This window comes from Ruminococcus sp. RTP21358st1_G6_RTP21358_211008 (assembly GCF_040908885.1).
GTDB lineage: Bacteria > Bacillota > Clostridia > Lachnospirales > Lachnospiraceae > Blautia_A > Blautia_A faecis.
Window position 1 is genome coordinate 28,140 of sequence record NZ_JBDGDM010000035.1, and the last position, 19,202, is coordinate 47,341.

The 19,202-nt window shown below is 44.1% G+C and carries 16 protein-coding genes, 1 tRNA gene, 1 pseudogene and 1 riboswitch; of the genes and pseudogenes, 16 read left to right on the plus strand and 2 right to left on the minus strand.

Features of this window, described 5'->3' with window-relative positions; translation table 11 throughout:
* The first annotated feature begins 9 nt into the window (after positions 1-9).
* Genes AB5Z12_RS13915 through AB5Z12_RS13925 form a run of 3 tightly spaced genes read left to right on the plus strand, consistent with a single transcriptional unit; the run spans position 10 to position 4,370 of the window.
* Positions 10-1,986 carry a fructose-1,6-bisphosphatase gene (locus tag AB5Z12_RS13915; protein WP_334285856.1) on the plus strand — a complete coding sequence of 659 codons (1,977 nt, stop codon included), beginning with the start codon at positions 10-12 and terminating at the stop codon, positions 1,984-1,986.
* Positions 1,987-2,001: 15 nt separating this feature from the next.
* On the plus strand, positions 2,002-3,417 hold the full coding sequence (locus AB5Z12_RS13920; RefSeq protein WP_148462780.1) for an amidophosphoribosyltransferase: 1,416 nt from the start codon (positions 2,002-2,004) through the stop codon (positions 3,415-3,417).
* Between the two features lie 17 nt (positions 3,418-3,434).
* Positions 3,435-4,370 carry a YARHG domain-containing protein gene (locus tag AB5Z12_RS13925; protein ID WP_342980225.1) on the plus strand — a complete coding sequence of 312 codons (936 nt, stop codon included), beginning with the start codon at positions 3,435-3,437 and terminating at the stop codon, positions 4,368-4,370.
* A gap of 122 nt (positions 4,371-4,492) precedes the next feature.
* On the opposite strand, the gene AB5Z12_RS13930 is transcribed toward AB5Z12_RS13925, so the two are convergent.
* Positions 4,493-4,705 carry a helix-turn-helix domain-containing protein gene (locus tag AB5Z12_RS13930; RefSeq protein ID WP_118579180.1) on the minus strand — a complete coding sequence of 71 codons (213 nt, stop codon included), beginning with the start codon at positions 4,703-4,705 and terminating at the stop codon, positions 4,493-4,495.
* 204 nt (positions 4,706-4,909) lie between these two features.
* On the opposite strand from AB5Z12_RS13930, the gene AB5Z12_RS13935 reads away from it, so the two are divergent.
* The 13 genes and pseudogenes from AB5Z12_RS13935 to AB5Z12_RS13995 all read left to right on the plus strand — a co-directional run bounded on the left by AB5Z12_RS13935 (position 4,910) and on the right by AB5Z12_RS13995 (position 18,609).
* Positions 4,910-6,505, plus strand: coding sequence for a YifB family Mg chelatase-like AAA ATPase (locus AB5Z12_RS13935; RefSeq protein WP_306467761.1), 1,596 nt, complete (start codon positions 4,910-4,912; stop codon positions 6,503-6,505).
* 42 nt (positions 6,506-6,547) lie between these two features.
* A complete protein-coding gene (gene dprA / locus AB5Z12_RS13940) occupies positions 6,548-7,432 on the plus strand; it encodes a DNA-processing protein DprA (protein WP_118579174.1) in 885 nt (294 codons plus the stop codon).
* Positions 7,433-7,474: 42 nt separating this feature from the next.
* Complete coding sequence (topA, locus tag AB5Z12_RS13945; RefSeq protein ID WP_173716433.1) at positions 7,475-9,553, plus strand: type I DNA topoisomerase; 2,079 nt, start codon at positions 7,475-7,477, stop codon at positions 9,551-9,553.
* A 250-nt stretch (positions 9,554-9,803) separates the two neighbouring features.
* Positions 9,804-9,914 (plus strand): DUF6783 domain-containing protein, encoded by a 111-nt coding sequence (locus tag AB5Z12_RS13950; protein ID WP_368366096.1) that lies wholly within the window; start codon positions 9,804-9,806, stop codon positions 9,912-9,914.
* Positions 9,895-10,680, plus strand: a complete 786-nt coding sequence (codY, locus tag AB5Z12_RS13955) for a GTP-sensing pleiotropic transcriptional regulator CodY (RefSeq protein WP_173716434.1) — start codon at positions 9,895-9,897, stop codon at positions 10,678-10,680. The genes AB5Z12_RS13950 and codY overlap by 20 nt, the downstream gene beginning before the upstream one ends.
* 70 nt (positions 10,681-10,750) lie before the next feature.
* Positions 10,751-10,828, plus strand: a pseudogene (locus AB5Z12_RS13960) (DUF6783 domain-containing protein); the annotation flags it as partial.
* A 276-nt stretch (positions 10,829-11,104) separates the two neighbouring features.
* Positions 11,105-11,389 carry a co-chaperone GroES gene (gene groES, locus AB5Z12_RS13965; protein WP_118579169.1) on the plus strand — a complete coding sequence of 95 codons (285 nt, stop codon included), beginning with the start codon at positions 11,105-11,107 and terminating at the stop codon, positions 11,387-11,389.
* 44 nt (positions 11,390-11,433) lie between these two features.
* On the plus strand, positions 11,434-13,056 hold the full coding sequence (groL, locus tag AB5Z12_RS13970; protein ID WP_118579166.1) for a chaperonin GroEL: 1,623 nt from the start codon (positions 11,434-11,436) through the stop codon (positions 13,054-13,056).
* A gap of 244 nt (positions 13,057-13,300) precedes the next feature.
* Positions 13,301-13,807, plus strand: coding sequence for a DUF6106 family protein (locus AB5Z12_RS13975; protein WP_173716435.1), 507 nt, complete (start codon positions 13,301-13,303; stop codon positions 13,805-13,807).
* A gap of 81 nt (positions 13,808-13,888) precedes the next feature.
* On the plus strand, positions 13,889-15,346 hold the full coding sequence (guaB, locus tag AB5Z12_RS13980) for an IMP dehydrogenase (RefSeq protein WP_118579160.1): 1,458 nt from the start codon (positions 13,889-13,891) through the stop codon (positions 15,344-15,346).
* Entirely contained in the window at positions 15,346-16,119 is a 774-nt protein-coding gene (locus tag AB5Z12_RS13985) for an N-acetylmuramoyl-L-alanine amidase family protein (RefSeq protein ID WP_173718260.1), read from the plus strand. The genes guaB and AB5Z12_RS13985 overlap by 1 nt, the downstream gene beginning before the upstream one ends.
* 280 nt (positions 16,120-16,399) lie before the next feature.
* Positions 16,400-16,482: riboswitch (ZMP/ZTP riboswitch) on the plus strand.
* Between the two features lie 122 nt (positions 16,483-16,604).
* Positions 16,605-17,318, plus strand: a complete 714-nt coding sequence (locus tag AB5Z12_RS13990) for an IMP cyclohydrolase (RefSeq protein WP_173718261.1) — start codon at positions 16,605-16,607, stop codon at positions 17,316-17,318.
* Between the two features lie 106 nt (positions 17,319-17,424).
* The gene (locus AB5Z12_RS13995) at positions 17,425-18,609 is read left to right on the plus strand and encodes a phosphoribosylaminoimidazolecarboxamide formyltransferase (protein WP_173718262.1); all 1,185 of its coding nucleotides are present in this window, start codon (positions 17,425-17,427) and stop codon (positions 18,607-18,609) included.
* Between the two features lie 349 nt (positions 18,610-18,958).
* On the opposite strand, the gene AB5Z12_RS14000 is transcribed toward AB5Z12_RS13995, so the two are convergent.
* Positions 18,959-19,031, minus strand: a tRNA-Gly gene (locus AB5Z12_RS14000).
* Between the last annotated feature and the right edge of the window lie 171 nt (positions 19,032-19,202).

Below are 19,202 nucleotides of genomic sequence, written 5' to 3' on the forward strand. Positions count from 1 at the left end.
AAGAGTAATATGAATTTAGGAGGTTCCATGAAAACAGAAGAACTGCGCTACCTACAACGTCTGGCGGAGCTCTACCCCACTATCGGGAAGGCTTCTACAGAGATCATCAACCTTCAGTCCATTCTCAATCTTCCAAAAGGCACCGAGCATTTTCTTTCCGATATCCACGGAGAGTACGAAGCTTTTTCCCATGTGCTTCGAAACGGTTCGGGAGCTGTGCGAAAGAAGATAGATGATGTATTTGGACATACCTTAAGCAACAGTGACAAGCGTTCCCTGGCAACTCTCGTGTATTACCCGAAGGAAAAAATTGCCTATGTGAAGAAAAAAGAGTCTGATATGCAGAACTGGTACAAGATCACCCTGTACCGTCTTATTGAAGTGTGCAAGACAACTGCCTCCAAATATACCAGATCCAAGGTTCGTAAGGCATTGCCTTCGGATTATGCATATGTGATCGAAGAGCTGATCACGGAGAAAGCAGAAGTTCTGGATAAAGAGGCTTATTACGATTCCATTGTGGATACCATTATAGATATCGGCAGGGCAGAGAACTTCATTATCGCTCTTGCTGAACTGATCCAGAGACTGGTTGTAGACCACCTTCATGTGCTTGGAGATATATATGACAGAGGTCCCGGTCCTCATTTTATTATGGACAGACTGATGGATTATCATTCTCTGGATATTCAGTGGGGAAACCATGATGTGGTATGGATGGGCGCCGCTGTAGGACAGGCTGCCTGTATGGCCACAGTGATCCGTAACAGTATCCGTTACGGCAATCTGGATATTCTGGAGGATGGTTATGGAATCAATATGATGCCTCTTGCTGCTTTTGCCATGGAGGTTTACGGGGATGATCCCTGCCAGGTATTTGAAGTACATGGCAATCCTTCCAATTACAATGCTCTTGAGAAAGAGCTGAGCAGGAAAATGCACAAAGCCATTTCCATTATCCAGTTTAAGCTGGAAGGGGTACTGGCGAAAGAACATCCGGATTTTCATATGGAGAATCGATGCGTTCTGGAGGGGATTGATCCGGAGAAGGGCACTGTGCAGCTGCCGGATGGAAGTGTGCATAATCTTCTGGACACCCATTTTCCAACCATTGACTGGGAACATCCTTATGAGCTGACAGATGGGGAAAAAGAAGTAGTGGAGCGCCTGAGCTCAGCATTTCGAAACTGCGAGAAGCTTCAGAACCACATGCAGCTGCTTCTGGATAAAGGCGGCCTTTATAAGACCTATAACGGGAACCTTCTTTTCCATGGAAGTATTCCGCTGAACGAAGATGGAACTCTGAAAGAGGTTGAGATTTACGGTGAGACTTGTAAAGGCAAGGCACTTTATGATAAACTGGAAGCCTACGTAAGAAAAGCTTTTTTTACCGTAGATGAGAAGGAGAAGAAAGCAAGCCAGGATATTCTGTGGTATATCTGGGCCGGGCCTAATTCTCCCCTTTATGGAAAAGATAAAATGACTACCTTCGAGCGTTATTTTATCGCAGATAAAGAGACACACAAAGAGAAAAAGAATGCCTACTATCACCTCTGGGAAAAAGAAGAGGTAGTAAATCGTATGCTGGAAGAATTCGGGCTGGATCCGGATGAGGGGCATATTATCAATGGTCACGTGCCTGTTCATCAGCTGGAGGGAGAGAATCCGGTGAAATGTGATGGCAAGGTGATCGTAATTGACGGTGGTTTTTGTGAGGCATACCGGAATGTGACCGGTATTGCCGGATATACTCTTGTTTACAGTTCCTATGGTCTGAGCCTGACTGCCCATGAGCCTTTTACTTCGGCGGAAGATGCAGTGGAAACAGAGAGGGACATTGTGTCCAACCGTGTGGCTGTCCGCTATAATCCAAGGCGTGCCCTTGTGGGAGATACGGATAACGGTAAGGCACTGAAAGAACGAATTCAGGAGCTGAAACAGCTTTTGGATGCCTACAGAAAAGGCGTTATAAAGGAGAAAAAATAAGGAGACTAAGGAAAAATGGGTGGAATTTTTGGTGTTGCGTCAAAGTCTGATTGTGTAATGGATCTTTTTTTTGGAATTGATTATCACTCCCATCTGGGTACAAGAAGGGGCGGAATGACCGTTTATAGCAGGAGCAGTGGATTTAACCGCGTGATCCATAATATTGAGAACTCACCGTTCCGTACCAAATTTGACAAAGATGTGGCAGAGATGGAAGGCAATCTTGGAATAGGCTGTATTTCTGACAATGAACCGCAGCCTCTTCTGGTGCGCTCCCATCTGGGAAATTTTGCAATTACAACAGTAGGCAAGATCAATAATATAGAAGCTTTGGTAGAGAAATGCTTCAAAGACGGGCATACCCATTTTCTGGAGATGAGCGGTGGCAGTGTGAATCCTACAGAGGTAACTGCAGCGCTGATCAATCAGAAGGACAGTATTGTTGAGGGAATCCGCTATGCCCAGGAAATGATCGAGGGCTCTATGACCCTTCTTCTCATGACAGGGGAGGGCATTTACGCAGCACGCGACCGTTATGGAAGAACTCCTCTTGTAATCGGCAAAAAGGAAGATGCATGTTGTGCTTCTTTTGAAAGTCATGCCTACATTAATCTTGGCTATGAAGACCTGAAAGAGCTGGGACCAGGAGAGATTGATTTTATCACTCCGGAGGGCGCTCAGGTTCTGCAGAAACCAGGAGACAAGATGCGAATCTGTTCTTTCCTCTGGGTATATTATGGATATCCAACCTCCACTTATGAGGGGGTAAATGTAGAGGAAATGCGTTACAAATGCGGCGATATTCTGGCAGGAAGAGATGCCGGAGAAGTGAATCCGGATCTGGTTGCAGGAGTACCGGATTCCGGTATTGCACATGCCATCGGCTATGCTAACCGCTCTGGTGTGCCGTTTGCCCGTCCGTTTATTAAATATACGCCCACATGGCCAAGATCTTTTATGCCGACCCAGCAGAGCCAGCGAAATCTTATCGCCAGAATGAAGCTGATCCCAGTACATAAACTGATCAAAGATAAAAGCCTCCTTATGATCGACGACTCTATCGTAAGAGGTACCCAGCTTCGTGAGACAACCGAATTCCTCTATAACAATGGTGCTAAGGAGGTTCATATCAGACCTGCCTGCCCGCCGCTTTTATATGGATGTAAGTACCTGAATTTCTCACGCTCCAAGTCAGAGATGGATCTGATCACAAGAAGGATCATTGCGAAACGTGAAGGGGACAATGTATCAGACAGGATTTTGCAGGATTATGCAAATCCGGATTCTACAAACTACAAAGAAATGCTGGAAGAAATCCGCAAGGAACTGAATTTTACATCCCTGAAATATCATCGTCTGGATGATCTGAAGAAGTCAATTGATATTGAACCGTGCAAGCTTTGCACTTATTGCTGGAACGGACAGGAATAAACAGGAGGTGACTGCCTGTGAAAAAGCACAACAAAGATGTACTAAAAGCAACGCTGTTTGCTCTGATCGCCATATTTATCATGATTGGAGCAGCGGGGCTTCTGTTTGCCGAACATAAGAAAAAGATTCAGAAGGAGCAGCAGAAGAAGGCTGCCATTGAGGCTCTGGAAAGGGTGCCCACAGTGACACCGACTCCAGCGGCTACAGCTACGCCCACACCGGAGCCTACAGCCACAGTGACACCGACTCCAGTGATTACCAGGGCACCGGCGTTCATGGCTAATGATTATATGGGAACCTGGTACAGCAAGGATGGACTGGTGACACTGTCGATAGACGACCTTACCCTGAAGTCTGTTACTTTTACTTTTTCTCAGGCTGGTGACAATGCCGGCACAAAGGTTTCGGAAGCTTCGGACACTGCAAAAGTGGCTGGAAATGCAGCAAAGCTTTCCTTTACAGATTCCTGGGGAAACCAGGTGCGTGGAAATATGACCTTTGATCAGGGCAAACTTTATCTGCGTCTTAATACAGCTTCCCCTGCAGAGGGTGCCGGGGTGACACCAAAGGTAGATGGGGTTCTTACAAGGGAGAAAGCCGCTTCTGTGACACAGGCACCTTCAGTGACTCCGGCTGATAATACAGATAAAACGGATCTCTCTTCCAGGGATTACATATTCCCGGACAGTAACAGCCGATACCTTACAGATGAGGATTTGTCAGGCTATTCATCTGATCAGCTGGAACTGGCGAAAAATGAGATTTATGCCCGACATGGCAGGAAATTTGTGACACAGAGAATTGCGGATTATTTTAACAGTAAATCCTGGTATAAGGGAACTGTGGAGCCGGAGACCTTTGATGCAGATACTTCTGTATTTAATGAATATGAAGTCGCAAATATTCAGAAAATTGCAGATACGGAAGGGAAGCTTCGAAGTGAAGGAAAGTAACTGATATATGAAAAAAACTTTACGGAATGTTACGCGTGAATGGTAATAACTTTATTTATGGTATACAAAATGAGGGGGAAATCGCATCCCCCTCATTTTGTACCTGCTGAGTACCTTTACAATTACGGCATTTTTTTATTATCAGTACGGCCAACCAGATAGTCAATGCTGGTTTCATAATAATTTGCAAGGCGGATCAGCATTTCGATTGGAATGTTCCTGGAGCCAGTTTCGTAGTGGGAGTAGGAACGCTGGCTGATGTGAAGGATATCACTGATCTGCTTCTGGGACAGATCAGCGTCTGTCCGAAGGTCTTGAATTCTCTGAAATTTCATAGGTTCACCTCTTTTTCTTCTGTAGAGTCTGCAGGGACCAAATGTAACGAACAACGAAAAACGTCTGGCCCCGAATCCTTTCAGAAAGTATAAATCAGAACGAAATGCACTATTGCAATTCAGAGCAAAATGGGCTATAATGAATTTTGTATATCTTTTAATCATATCTTTTTTACTTTTATTCTTTTTTATTCCAGAGACACATTGAAATGGCAGAGCAGGTTCGCATATGGGGAAGAACTGTATCTGCAGAAAGGGATAAGATTGTTTGCAAGTGTTTTATCAGCGGCGATTTCAGGAATGGAAGTCTGCCCGGTTCAGGTGGAAGCTGATGTAAGCAGCGGTCTGCCTTGTTTTACTATGGTTGGATTTCCAAGCACCCAGGTGAAAGAAGCACAGGACAGAGTGCGCACAGCGTTAAAAAATAATGGGATCAGTCTGCCGCCTAAGAAGGTGACTGTGAATCTGGCACCTGCTGATCTGCGAAAAGAGGGGGCCGGCTTTGACCTGCCTGTGGCAGCAGCGGTGCTGGCAGCATCGGGATTTATAGAACCACAGCTTCTTCGGAATGTAATGGTGGTTGGTGAACTCAGTCTGAATGGGGAGGTAAGAAGTGTATCCGGAGTGCTGCCAAGAGTGATCCGGGCAAGGGAACTGGGATGCCGGTACTGTATCATTCCGTTTGAAAACCTGGCAGAAGGAGCTCTGGTGAAGGATATGAAAGTGGTCGGAGTTCAAAATATAAAAGAAGTTTTGAAGCTTGTCTCAGATCCGGATGCATTTGGAAAAGAAAATCAGTTTTCAGAGGTAAATTCAGAAGAGAACCAGGTAGAAGAGAGTCTGGTGGATTTCGGGGAAATCTGTGGTCAGGAGAGTGCCAGAAGAGCTGCTGAGATTGCAGTCAGCGGATTTCACAACATCCTGTTTATCGGCCCTCCGGGCACTGGGAAGACCATGCTTGCCAAAAGAATACCTACGATTATGCCCTCTCTTACTTTTGAGGAAAGCCTGGAGCTTACAAAAATCTACAGCATTGCCGGACTTTTAAGTCCAAAGAGACCATTAATTAAGGCAAGACCCTTTCGAAGTCCGCATCATACCAGTTCGTCTGCAGCTCTGGCTGGAGGCGGAAGGATCCCGGGTCCCGGTGAAGTGACCCTGGCTCACAGAGGCGTTCTGTTTCTGGATGAAATGCCGGAATTTGCAAGAGGCAGCCTGGAAGTGCTGCGACAGCCCCTGGAGGACAAGCAGATCCAGCTGTCAAGGGCAAGTGGAACGTACGTGTTTCCGGCGGGATTTATTCTGGTAGCAGCCATGAACCCCTGTCCCTGCGGCTATTATCCGGATATGAACAAATGCAGGTGCACACCTGGCGAGGTGAGTCATTATCTTCATAAGCTGAGCCAGCCCCTTCTGGAGCGGATCGATCTATGTGCGGATGTGCCGCCTGTTAATTTTTCCCAGATCTCAGAAGAAAAACCGGGAGAAAGTTCTGCCCTTATCCGGAAAAGAGTGGAAAAAGCCAGAAAAATACAGCAGAAACGCTACCAGAATGAGAAAATCTGTTTTAACGGTGAACTGTCCGGGAAGCAGATCCGGAAATACTGTGTGCTGACAGAAAATGCTCTTCAGGTGGCAAAAAATGCTTTTGAGCTTATGGAACTTAGTGCAAGATCCTATCACCGGATTTTGAAGGTTTCACGCACGATTGCGGATATGGAAGGGGAGGAACTGATACACACAAGACATGTTGCAGAAGCCCTTACTTACAAAGCATTTGATAAGAAGTACAGAAGCTGAATGAATTTATTCATAAAACCGCACACAGGGAGGTATTTTAGTATGGAAGCAATGCAGAAAATCAAATGTTTAACTATAGAGGATTCCAATTTTCCAGATCGTTTGAGAAAACTTTCCGGAATGCCCAAAAAACTGTACTACATCGGAAACCTGCCAGATCCGAAGAAGCCTGCTGCAGCAGTGGTAGGTGCTCGCATGTGCAGTCCTTATGGCAGATGTCAGGCATTTAAATATGCAAGAACCATGGCAAGCTACGGTGTGCAGATCATCAGTGGAATGGCAAGAGGGATTGATGCAGAGGGGCATAAAGGTGCACTGGATACGGACACTCCTACTTTTGCAGTACTGGGAAGCGGAGTGGACGTGTGTTATCCCAATTCTAACAGATGGCTTTATCAGCGGATTCTGGAAAAAGGCGGTGGGATCATCAGCGAGCTTCCCCCGGGCTCTCCGCCTGTGAACTGGGCGTTCCCGGCAAGAAACCGGATCATCAGCGGACTTTCCGATGCTGTTCTTGTGGTAGAAGCCAAGGAACAGAGTGGTTCTTTGATCACTGCAAACTTTGCCCTGGAACATGGACACAGTGTTTATGCCCTTCCGGGAGCTGTGACAGAGGAACTGAGCAGAGGCTGCAACAAACTGATCTTCGATGGTGCAGGAATCGCTTACAGCCCGGAAATCATGCTTATGGAATGGGGAATCGAGGCAAAAAACAGACCTCAAAATGTGGAAAAAAAGAAGTTGGGGCTTGCACCGGATTTGGATTTGGTGTATAGTGGTCTCGATTTACGACCTGAAAATCTGGATAATTTAATACGGAAAACCGGTTTTTCAGCATCAAAAGTCTGTGCTCTTCTGACAGAACTTCAGCTAATGGGGCTTGTGGGAGAGACAGGCAGACAATACTACAGAATATCAGGGGGATAATTTGTAGTGTATGTAGACTGAATACAAAGTAGGAGAGGTAGTATGGCTAAATATCTGGTGATAGTTGAGTCACCTGCAAAAGTAAAGACAATAAAGAAATTTCTTGGGGCAAATTATGAGGTAGAGGCATCTAATGGACATGTCCGTGATTTTCCCAAGAGTCAGTTTGGAATAGATGTGGAGAATGATTTCGAGCCGAAATATATAACCATCCGCGGTAAGGGGGAATTGCTTGCCAAACTTCGCAAGGCAGCCAAAAAAGCTGATAAGATTTATCTTGCCACTGACCCTGACCGTGAAGGAGAAGCAATTTCCTGGCACTTGATGCAGGCTCTGAAAGAAGATCCGGATAAAATGCACCGAATCACTTTCAACGAGATCACAAAGACTGCTGTAAAGGATTCCCTGAAGCATGCACGAGGTCTGAATATGAATCTTGTAGATGCACAGCAGGCGAGAAGAATGCTGGACCGTATGGTGGGTTATACCATCAGTCCGCTTCTCTGGGCGAAAGTAAAGAGAGGCTTAAGTGCTGGCCGTGTGCAGTCTGTTGCACTTCGCATCATTTGTGACAGGGAGGAGGAGATTAATTCTTTTATCCCGGAAGAATACTGGAGCCTGAATGGTGAATTCCTTGTGGATGGCGAGAAAAAGCCTCTGGAGGCTAAATTCTACGGAACAGACAAGAAGATGGATATCCACAATAAAGCTGAGATGGATGAGATTCTTAAGGTTCTTGAGAACGAAGAATTTGAGATCTCTGAGGTGAAAAAAGGCGAGAGAATCAAGAATGCTCCGCTTCCTTTTACTACCAGTACCCTGCAGCAGGAGGCATCCAAAACACTGAATTTTTCCACCCAGAAGACTATGCGTCTGGCACAGCAGCTTTATGAGGGTGTTGACATCAAGGGCAACGGTACTGTAGGTGTGATCACATACCTTCGTACTGATTCTGTACGTATTTCTGACGAGGCAGATGCGGCAGCAAGAAGCTACATCAGCAGCCAGTATGGAGAAGAATATGTGTCAGAAACTGCCAAGACAGTGAAGAAGGGACAGAAGATCCAGGATGCTCATGAGGCTATCCGCCCAACTGATATCAGCCGTACACCTGTACAGATAAAAGAATCCCTTACACGAGATCAGTTCCGATTGTATCAGCTGATCTGGAAGCGGTTTGCGGCCAGCCGTATGGCTCCTGCAAAGTATGAGACTACCTCTGTAAAAGTGGCTGGTGGAGATTATACGTTCACTGTGTCCGCTTCCAAGGTGGCATTTGACGGCTTCCTTTCGGTATATATGCAGGAAGAGGATATGAAGAAGGGAAATGTGTTAAGCCAGAGCCTGAGTAAAGGCATGAAGCTGAAGCTGAAAGAGTTAAAGCCGGAACAGCATTTTACCCAGCCGCCGGCACATTATACAGAGGCTTCCCTGGTAAAGACCATGGAGGAACTTGGAATCGGCCGTCCGAGTACTTATGCACCGACCATCACCACCATTATCAGCCGCCGTTATGTTTCAAAGGAGCAGCGTAACCTTTATGTGACAGAGTTGGGCGAGGTGGTAAACAGTATTATGAAACAGGCGTTCCCAAGCATTGTGGACGTGAATTTCACGGCTACCATGGAGGGACTTCTGGACTGTGTGGAGAATGGTACTGTACAGTGGAAGACAGTAGTCCGGAACTTCTATCCGGATCTGAAACATGATGTGGATGCTGCCCAGGAAGAGCTGGAGAAAGTAGACATCCATGATGAAGAGACCGATGTGATCTGTGATAACTGTGGTCGTCATATGGTGATTAAATATGGTCCTCACGGACGTTTCCTTGCATGCCCGGGATTTCCGGAATGCCGCAATACCAAGCCTTACTATGAAAAGATTGGTGTAGCCTGCCCGAAGTGTGGTAAGGAAGTGGTGCTTAAGAAGACGAAGAAAGGCCGTAAGTATTACGGCTGTGAAGATAATCCGGAATGTGACTTTATGTCATGGCAGAAGCCGTCGGATAAGAAATGTCCGGTGTGCGGAAGCTACATGGTGGAAAAAGGAAATAAACTGGTGTGCAGCCAGGAGACCTGTGGCTATGTAGAAGCCAGGCCGAAGGATGAAAAAGAAAATTAAGGTTGCTGTGAAGGGTGCGAGCAGTAACAAATTAAGGAATTTCCGGGGAAAATCCCCTGCAAGGCAGCTGTATTATGTTTTGCAGGGGATTTTTTAAATAAAAGCTCTATTACTTCCATTGTTTGATGAATAGTTTCAAAAACGTGATATTTTCAGAAAAGCTAAACAAAATTGAAAAATAGTAAAAAATAGCTTGTAAATAGTTTGAAAAACGTGTAGTATTAGAATAACAGTTAAAGCCAGAGCATGTCTGAAAAGGCTTTCTGCAAAGTGGAGCGTACAGATTGCGGGAATGATTTTTTTAACAGGCTCTCATGTAACAAAAGCGAAGGGAGGACAAAATGAGCGTTCAGTTACTTGATAAAACAAGAAAAATCAATAAACTTCTCCATAACAGCAGTTCCAGCAAGGTGGTTTTTAATGATATCTGCCAGGTTCTGATGGATACTTTAAGTTCTAATATCCTGGTTCTCAGCAAGAAAGGCAAGGTGCTTGGTGTAAGTTTTTGCCCGGGAGTTGAGGAAATCCGGGAACTGATAGCTGATGAGGTGGGCGGTCATGTTGACCCTCTGCTGAATGAGCGCTTTTTAGGAGTATTATCCACCAAAGAGAACGTGAATCTCCAGACACTTGGCTTTGAGCATGTTTCCAGCAGCTATCAGGGAATCATCAATCCTATTGATATTGCAGGAGAACGTCTTGGAACGGTGTTTATGTACCGCAAGGATCGTCCATACGATATTGAGGATATTATTGTCAGTGAATACGGCACCACAGTTGTAGGTCTTGAGATGATGCGAGCTGTACATGAAGAGAATGCTGAGGAAGACCGAAAGAAACAGGTTGTGAAATCTGCTTTTAACACACTTTCTTTCTCTGAACTGGAAGCTATCATCCATATTTTTGATGAGCTTGACGGAGATGAGGGAATTCTTGTTGCCAGCAAGATTGCAGACAGAGTAGGTATTACCAGATCAGTAATCGTAAATGCACTCCGCAAGTTCGAGAGCGCGGGCGTTATTGAGTCCCGGTCATCCGGTATGAAGGGAACCTATATCAAGGTTCTCAATGAAGTGATCTTTGATGAATTAGAAGAGATTAAGGCCCAGAGAAATAAAAAGGCCTGAGTGAATTCAATAAATAATAAACAAGTGTACAGAAGAACTGTTTTCTTTCGAACGTGTTTGAAAAAGGCTTTCTGCAAATTGTGAAATGCAGATTGCGGGAATGATTTTTCAAACACGCTCTGGAGGGCAGTTCTTTTTTTGTGTGTAACAGGAAAATTCATTGGAATTCACTATTACACCAAAAAGTTTTAACGGTCAGGCTTCAAAAGCGGCGAAACAAAAAAATCAGAAAATTTTTAAAGTGAGAAAACAAGAGAAAAAAAGAGCATAAAAGAGAATAAAACAGAATATACTTGAAAATGTAACTATGAAAAGAGTTGCACAAATAACGATAATTCAATAATATAATGAACAGTGATTAGCACTCAGCAATAATGAGTGCTAGTAAGAAAAAGGAAAACAATTCTAAAGGAGGACATAGATCATGAAATTAGTTCCATTAGGCGACAGAGTTGTATTAAAACAGTTAGAAGCAGAAGAGACAACAAAATCCGGTATCGTTCTTCCGGGACAGGCACAGGAGAAACCACAGCAGGCAGAGGTAATCGCTGTAGGACCTGGCGGAGTCGTTGACGGGAAAGAAGTGAAAATGGAAGTTACTGTAGGCGACAAGGTTATCTATTCCAAATATTCAGGAACAGAGGTTAAGCTTGACGGTGAAGAGTATATCATCGTAAAACAGAGCGATATTCTTGCAATTGTGAAATAAGACATAACCTTATAAATAACTTGAAATCAGGAGGATGATTCATTATGGCAAAAGAGATTAAATATGGCGCAGAAGCCAGAACAGCATTAGAGGCTGGTGTAAATAAACTTGCTGATACCGTAAGAGTAACACTTGGTCCGAAAGGAAGAAACGTAGTACTTGATAAACAGTTCGGTGCTCCGCTTATCACAAACGATGGTGTTACAATCGCAAAAGAGATCGAGCTTGAGGATGCTTTCGAGAACATGGGAGCTCAGCTGATCAAGGAAGTTGCATCCAAGACAAACGATGTAGCTGGTGATGGTACTACAACTGCTACTGTACTTGCCCAGGCAATGGTTCATGAAGGAATGAAGAATCTGGCAGCAGGTGCTAACCCGATCGTTATGAGACGCGGTATGAAGAAAGCTACAGATGCTGCTGTAGAAGCAATTAAGAACATGAGCCAGAAAGTAAGCGGAAAGAAACAGATCGCAAACGTTGCATCTATTTCCGCCGGAGATAAAGAAGTCGGAGAGCTTGTTGCAAATGCAATGGAAAAAGTTTCCAACGACGGTGTTATTACTGTAGAAGAGTCCAAGACCATGCACACAGAGCTTGACCTTGTAGAAGGTATGCAGTTTGACCGTGGATATATTTCCGCATACATGTCCACTGATATGGAGAAGATGGAAGCAAACCTTGAGGATCCATATATTCTGATCACAGACAAGAAAATCTCCAACATTCAGGAAGTTCTTCCGCTGCTGGAGCAGATCGTACAGGCTGGAGCAAAACTTCTTATCATCGCTGAAGATGTTGAGGGTGAGGCTCTTACCACTCTGATCGTAAACAAATTAAGAGGAACCTTCCAGGTAGTAGCTGTAAAAGCTCCTGGCTATGGTGACAGAAGAAAAGAAATGCTTCAGGATATCGCAATTCTGACAGGTGGTACTGTAATTTCTGACGAGGTAGGTCTTGAACTGAAAGATGCTACAATGGCTCAGTTAGGACGTGCAAAATCTGTTAAAGTTGCAAAAGAGAATACTGTTATTGTCGATGGTATGGGAGATAAAGAAGCAATTGCCAATCGTGTTGCCCAGATCCGTGCTCAGATTGAGGAGACAAAATCTGATTTCGACAGAGAGAAGCTTCAGGAAAGACTTGCAAAACTTGCAGGCGGTGTAGCAGTGGTTCGTGTTGGTGCAGCTACTGAGACTGAGATGAAAGAAGCAAAACTTCGTATGGAAGATGCTCTTGCAGCTACCAGAGCAGCTGTTGAAGAAGGAATCATTGCAGGAGGCGGTTCTGCATATATCCACGCTTCCAAAGAGGTTGCAAAACTTGCGGCAGATCTTGAGGGAGATGAGAAGACTGGTGCAAACATCATCCTGAAAGCACTGGAAGCTCCGCTGTTCCGTATTGCTGCTAATGCAGGTCTTGAAGGTGCAGTTATCATCAACAAAGTAAGAGAGTCTGAGCCAGGTGTTGGTTTTGATGCTCTGAACGAGAAATATGTAAACATGGTAGACGAGGGAATCCTTGATCCTGCAAAGGTTACAAGAAGTGCTCTTCAGAACGCAACAAGTGTTGCTTCTACTCTGCTTACAACTGAGTCTGTTGTTGCAAATATCAAAGAAGATACTCCGGCAATGCCAGCTGGCGGTCAGGGTATGGGAATGATGTAATTTCCGGCAGCGGAAAACAGAACGGAAAATCCATGAAAGGATTTTTGAAGGTATAATTCAGAACTCATAAGGGTCGGTGTCAAAGACGCTGGCCCTTTTGCATTCAATAAAAGTCATTTTTTACTGTTACTGTGTATTGGCAATATTCCGTGTTTTATCAGGAACAATGTTCACAGGAAAACTTTTGTGTGTTATACTTAGAACAACATGCCGGCTGGCAAAAAAAACAAAGGAGAATTGTAATATGAGCGATTTGTATTCCGAGCTGCTTGTAAAAAAAGAGCGGACCGCAAAGGACAGGCTGGTAAAAGGCAGTATCATTGCACTGATCGTGCTTCTGGTACTCGCAGGACTGTTTATTATGCCCCCGCTTCTGATCGCGGCAATTGTACTGGGAGTCTGTGCCTATCTTTTTATTTTTCCAGGAACTGATCTGGAATTTGAGTACTTGTTTGTAAACGGAGAACTTGACATTGACAAGATCATGGCAAAGTCCAAGCGAAAAAGAGTAAAAAGCCTGAATATTACAGAATGTGATATTATGGCACCCCTTAATTCACACAGAATGGACTATTACAACAGCAACCAGAAGCTGAAGGTACAGGATTTTTCCTCCGGAAATCCGGAACATAAGCGTTTTGCAATTGTCTGCCGCGATGGCGCAGAAACCTGCAAAGTAATTATCGAGCCAGATGAAATATTGGCAAAAACCATGAGAAACACTGCTCCGAGCAAAGTATTTTTAGATTAATTTACTAGATTGACACACTTTTAGTTTTTTGCTACACTAATCTACAAACCAAAGACACAATAAGACAAGGGAGGAAAAGCAATGGGTACTATCATTGGTGAAGGCATTACTTTCGACGACGTCCTTTTAGTTCCGGCGTACTCCAAAGTAATCCCGAATCAAGTTGACGTTTCAACTTACCTTACAAAGAAGATTAAACTGAACATTCCCATGATGAGTGCAGGAATGGACACCGTTACTGAGTACAATATGGCGATTGCCATGGCACGTCAGGGAGGTATCGGTATCATTCACAAGAACATGTCTATCGAGGCGCAGGCAGAAGAGGTGGACAAGGTTAAGCGTTCTGAGAATGGTGTTATCACAGATCCGTTTTTCTTATCTCCGGAACATACATTGAAGGATGCCAATGACTTAATGGCGAAATTCCGTATTTCCGGTGTCCCGATCACAGAAGGCAAGAAGCTGGTAGGTATTATTACCAACCGTGATCTGAAGTTTGAGACAGATTTCAGCAAGAAGATCAAAGAGTCCATGACATCTGAGGGACTGATCACAGCCAAAGAAGGTATTACACTGGAAGAGGCGAAAGAGATCCTTGCGAAATCCCGTAAAGAGAAATTACCCATTGTAGATGATGATTTTAACTTAAAAGGACTTATCACCATCAAGGATATTGAGAAACAGATTAAATATCCTTTGGCTGCCAAAGATGAACAGGGACGTCTTCTCTGTGGAGCTGCTGTTGGTATTACCGCCAACGTGCTTGCCCGTGTAGATGCACTTGTGAAGGCAAATGTTGATGTCATCGTTGTTGATTCTGCTCATGGTCATTCTGAGAATATCCTCCGTGCTGTACGAGAAATCAAGGCTGCATATCCGGAGCTTCAGGTTATCGCAGGAAACGTTGCCACAGGAGCCGCTACCAAGGCTCTGATTGATGCTGGTGTAGATGCAGTTAAGGTCGGAATCGGACCTGGCTCTATCTGTACCACCCGTGTAGTTGCAGGTATTGGTGTACCGCAGATCACAGCAGTCATGGATTGCTATGAGGTTGCCAAGAGATATGGTATTCCGATTATTGCAGACGGTGGTATCAAGTATTCAGGCGATGTTACCAAGGCAATCGCAGCTGGTGCAAACGTTTGTATGATGGGAAGCATGTTCGCCGGATGCGATGAGAGCCCGGGAACTTTCGAGTTATATCAGGGAAGAAAATATAAAGTATACCGTGGAATGGGATCCATTGCAGCTATGGAGAATGGCAGCAAGGACCGTTACTTCCAGGAGAATGCCAAGAAGCTTGTTCCGGAAGGTGTGGAAGGACGTGTTGCATACAAGGGACACCTTGAGGACACTGTATTCCAGCTGATCGGAGGACTTCGCTCCGGTATGGGATACTGTGGAGCTGAGAATATTGAAGCACTGAAACAGAATGGTAAATTCGTGAAGATTTCTGCTGCTTCCCTGAAAGAGTCTCACCCACATGACATTCACATTACAAAAGAAGCACCGAACTACAGTGTGGATGACAAATAATGAAAAGAAAATCTGCAAGGCCGTCTTTTTCAAGGCGGCCTTCTTTTAACAAAAGAGAAAAAAAAGATAAGGGCGGCAGGATCCGTCAGAGAAATCAGCGTCTGGCATTTCTGGTGCTTTTTTTGCTTCTGGTTGTGACAGGAGTGGTTATTCTGATGGTAAGGAATGGACAGAAGCAGGAGAAAAGTGCAGAGACATCCCAGGAAATGAATGATCATACGAATTATGGACCGGAAGAATGGATGTCCCAGGGTGCTCCCTACATAGATGTACAATTATTGACACCAAATGAGTATTCCAGGCCTCAGCTGCCCCTGAATGGAGCTGATTACATAGCAATCCATTATACAGCCAATCCTGGTGCTACAGCGCAGAATAACAGGGATTATTTTGAGAATCTTTCCATTTCTCATGAGGCGAAAGTAAGCAGCCATTTTGTAGTAGGACTGGAGGGTGAAGTGATCCAGTGTATTCCTACCTCAGAGATGTCTTACGCGACTAACTCAAGGAATGTGGACAGTATTTCTATTGAGTGCTGTCATAAAGATGATACAGGCGTTTTTGAACAGGAAACTTATGATTCTGTGGTAAAGCTGGCTGCATGGCTGTGCGCCCGATTTGGGCTGACCTCAGAGCAGGTGATCCGGCATTATGATGTGACAGGAAAGGAATGTCCCAAGTATTATGTGGATCATCCGGATGCCTGGGAGCAGATGAAGGCGGATATCAGTGCACAGATCACAATAGATCAGGGCTTGATGGGGATTTCCTGAGAAGAAAGTACGGACTATATCCATAAATTTGCTTATGCAGGCATTGCGACCAGTAACTACAAAAAGTTACTGTTCACTTGTAACGTTCCGCGAGGTGTTTTTTGTGAACAAAGTTCACAGAAAACCCGAGAATCTCAGCGCGAAATCATGCGAATGCATGATTTCTGTGCATCGCGAAGCGTGTTACTGGTCACGGAGTGATTAGTAACCACAAAAAAATTGTACATAAAAGAAAAAGATTTCCCATCTTGAAATAACGAAAAAAATATTGTAGTATAAAAAAGAACTGCATGACTGGCGGATCGTGGGAATACCCACAGGGAGTGCGGTGATATCATTGTGTCGACCGCCTGGGCAGCCTGGAAGAGGGGCTTCCCAGGCGTTTTTTTATACACGCAGCCAGTATAAGCTTATGCCAGAGCGTGTTTGAAAATCTGGCGGCTGCGGTAATATACTCATGTAAATTTCGAAAGGAGAACATCTGCATGGAAATGATAGCATTGGACAAAGAACTGAAGGAAAATTCTTACCCGGGACGAGGAATCATCATTGGCCGCAGCGCTGATGGAACGAAGGCAGTTACCGCTTACTTTATTATGGGAAGAAGTGAGAACAGCCGCAATCGTGTATTTGTGGAGGATGGAGAGGGAATCCGCACACAGGCATTTGACCCTTCCAAACTGGTAGATCCAAGCCTGATCATTTATGCACCTGTCCGCGTACTTGGAAATAAAACAATTGTGACAAACGGTGACCAGACAGACACTATTTACGAAGGAATGGATCATCAGCTCACTTTTGAGCAGTCTTTACGTTCCAGAGAGTTTGAGCCAGATGCACCAAACTATACACCACGTATTTCCGGAATTATGCATGTAGAGAACGGCACTTACAGTTATGCAATGTCCATTTTGAAAAGCAATAATGGAGATCCTTCTTCCTGCAACCGTTACACTTTTGCATATCAGAATGCAAAGGCCGGTGAGGGACATTTTATCCATACTTATAAATGTGATGGAAACCCGCTGCCAAGCTTTGAGGGCGAGCCGAAGCTTGTTCAGATTCCGGATAACATGGATGCGTTTGCAGATATGTTGTGGGAGAGCCTGAATGAAGACAATAAGGTTTCACTTTTTGTGAGATACATTGATATCGAGACTGGTAAATATGAATCAAAAATTATCAACAAGAATCACTGAAAATAAAGCATTCCGTTTTTGGTAAATTATATTCGCAAAACGGAATGCCTTACGGAATAGTACCTACTGAATCGTTACCTTAAAAGATAAAATGGAGGAGATAACCATGAAAGAGTTAGAATTAAAATACGGCTGTAACCCAAATCAGAAACCATCTAAAATATACATGGAAGATGGAAGTGAACTGCCAATTAAAGTACTTTCCGGAAAACCTGGATATATTAACTTTCTGGATGCCTTTAACGGCTGGCAGCTGGTGCGTGATCTGAAAAAGGCAACCGGACTTCCTGCAGCTACTTCTTTTAAACATGTTTCCCCGGCAGGTGCTTCCATTGGTCTTCCGCTTACAGAGACGCTTGCAAAAATCTACTGGGTAGAGGATATGGACTGGCAGAATTTTTCACCGCTTGCATGTGCATATGCCCGTGCAAGAGGCGCAGACAGAATGTCTTCCTTCGGTGATTTTATTTCCCTTTCTGATGTATGTGACAAAGATACAGCACTTCTGATCAAGAGAGAAGTTTCCGACGGTGTAATCGCTCCTGGTTATACAGAGGAGGCACTTGAGGTTCTGAAACAGAAGAAAAAAGGCAACTACAATGTAATTCAGATCGATTCGGAATATGTACCGGCTCCATTAGAGCATAAGCAGGTGTTCGGCGTTACTTTTGAGCAGGGAAGACAGGAGCTTGCAATTGATGATGAGCTGATTTCCAACATCGTAACTGAGAATAAAGAATTATCTGAGGAAGCAAAGCGTGATATGAAAGTTTCCCTGATTATTCTGAAATATACCCAGTCCAATTCCGTATGCTATGTAAAAGACGGACAGGCAATCGGCGTTGGTGCAGGACAGCAGTCAAGAGTTCACTGTACACGTCTTGCAGGACAGAAAGCAGACAACTGGTTCCTTCGTCAAAGCCCGAAAGTATTGAATCTTCCATTTAAGGAAAGCATTTCAAGAGCTGAGCGCGACAATGCTATCGACGTTTACATTGGTGATGAGTATATGGATGTTCTGGCGGATGGAAACTGGGAAAAGACATTCACAGAGAAACCTGCAGTTTTCACAAAGGAAGAGAAGAGAGCATGGCTGGATCAGATGACAGATGTAACATTAGGATCTGATGCGTTCTTTCCATTCAGCGACAATATTGAGCGAGCTTACAAAAGTGGCGTGAAATATATTGCACAGCCAGGCGGTTCTGTGAGAGATGCAGACGTAATCGATACCTGCAATAAATATAATATAGCAATGGCATTTACCGGAATTAGATTATTCCATCACTAAATCGTAGTTGAAAAATCATTCCTGCAATTGAGACGCACATCTTGCGGAAAGTTTTTTTTACATGTTTTAAGAAAAAATATTGGATTCTGGACAGAATAATAAAATGAAGTAATAAAAGGTCTTGTACAAAGTGCAAAGAACTGAAAATTCTTATTGAAAGATGAGTCAATAGAGAATCTTCAGATAGAAAAGCAAATTGTACAAGGCTTTTTTGTTTAAAATAAGATGTCCGTTATAAATTATTTCCGAAAGAATAAGCGGGATTTTCTTATGAAGTATACAAAAGACAGTGACCGCTTTGTAAGGCGGATTCAGACACAAAAAAGCTCCGACTAAATCGGAGCTTCAGAGCGATAGACGGGGCTCGAACCCGCGGTCTCGACCTTGGCAAGGTCGCGCGTTACCAACTACGCCACTATCGCATTTATTGCTGTCAACTGTTTTCCTCAGCGACAAAACATATAATACAGTATAAAATCTATTTTGTCAAATGTTTTTTTGAAAAAAATGAAATAATTATGAACCATTTATGATAATGTCCTAATATACCATAAAGGAAAATGTCCCAATGTAGTATAATGCTTCCATCAACA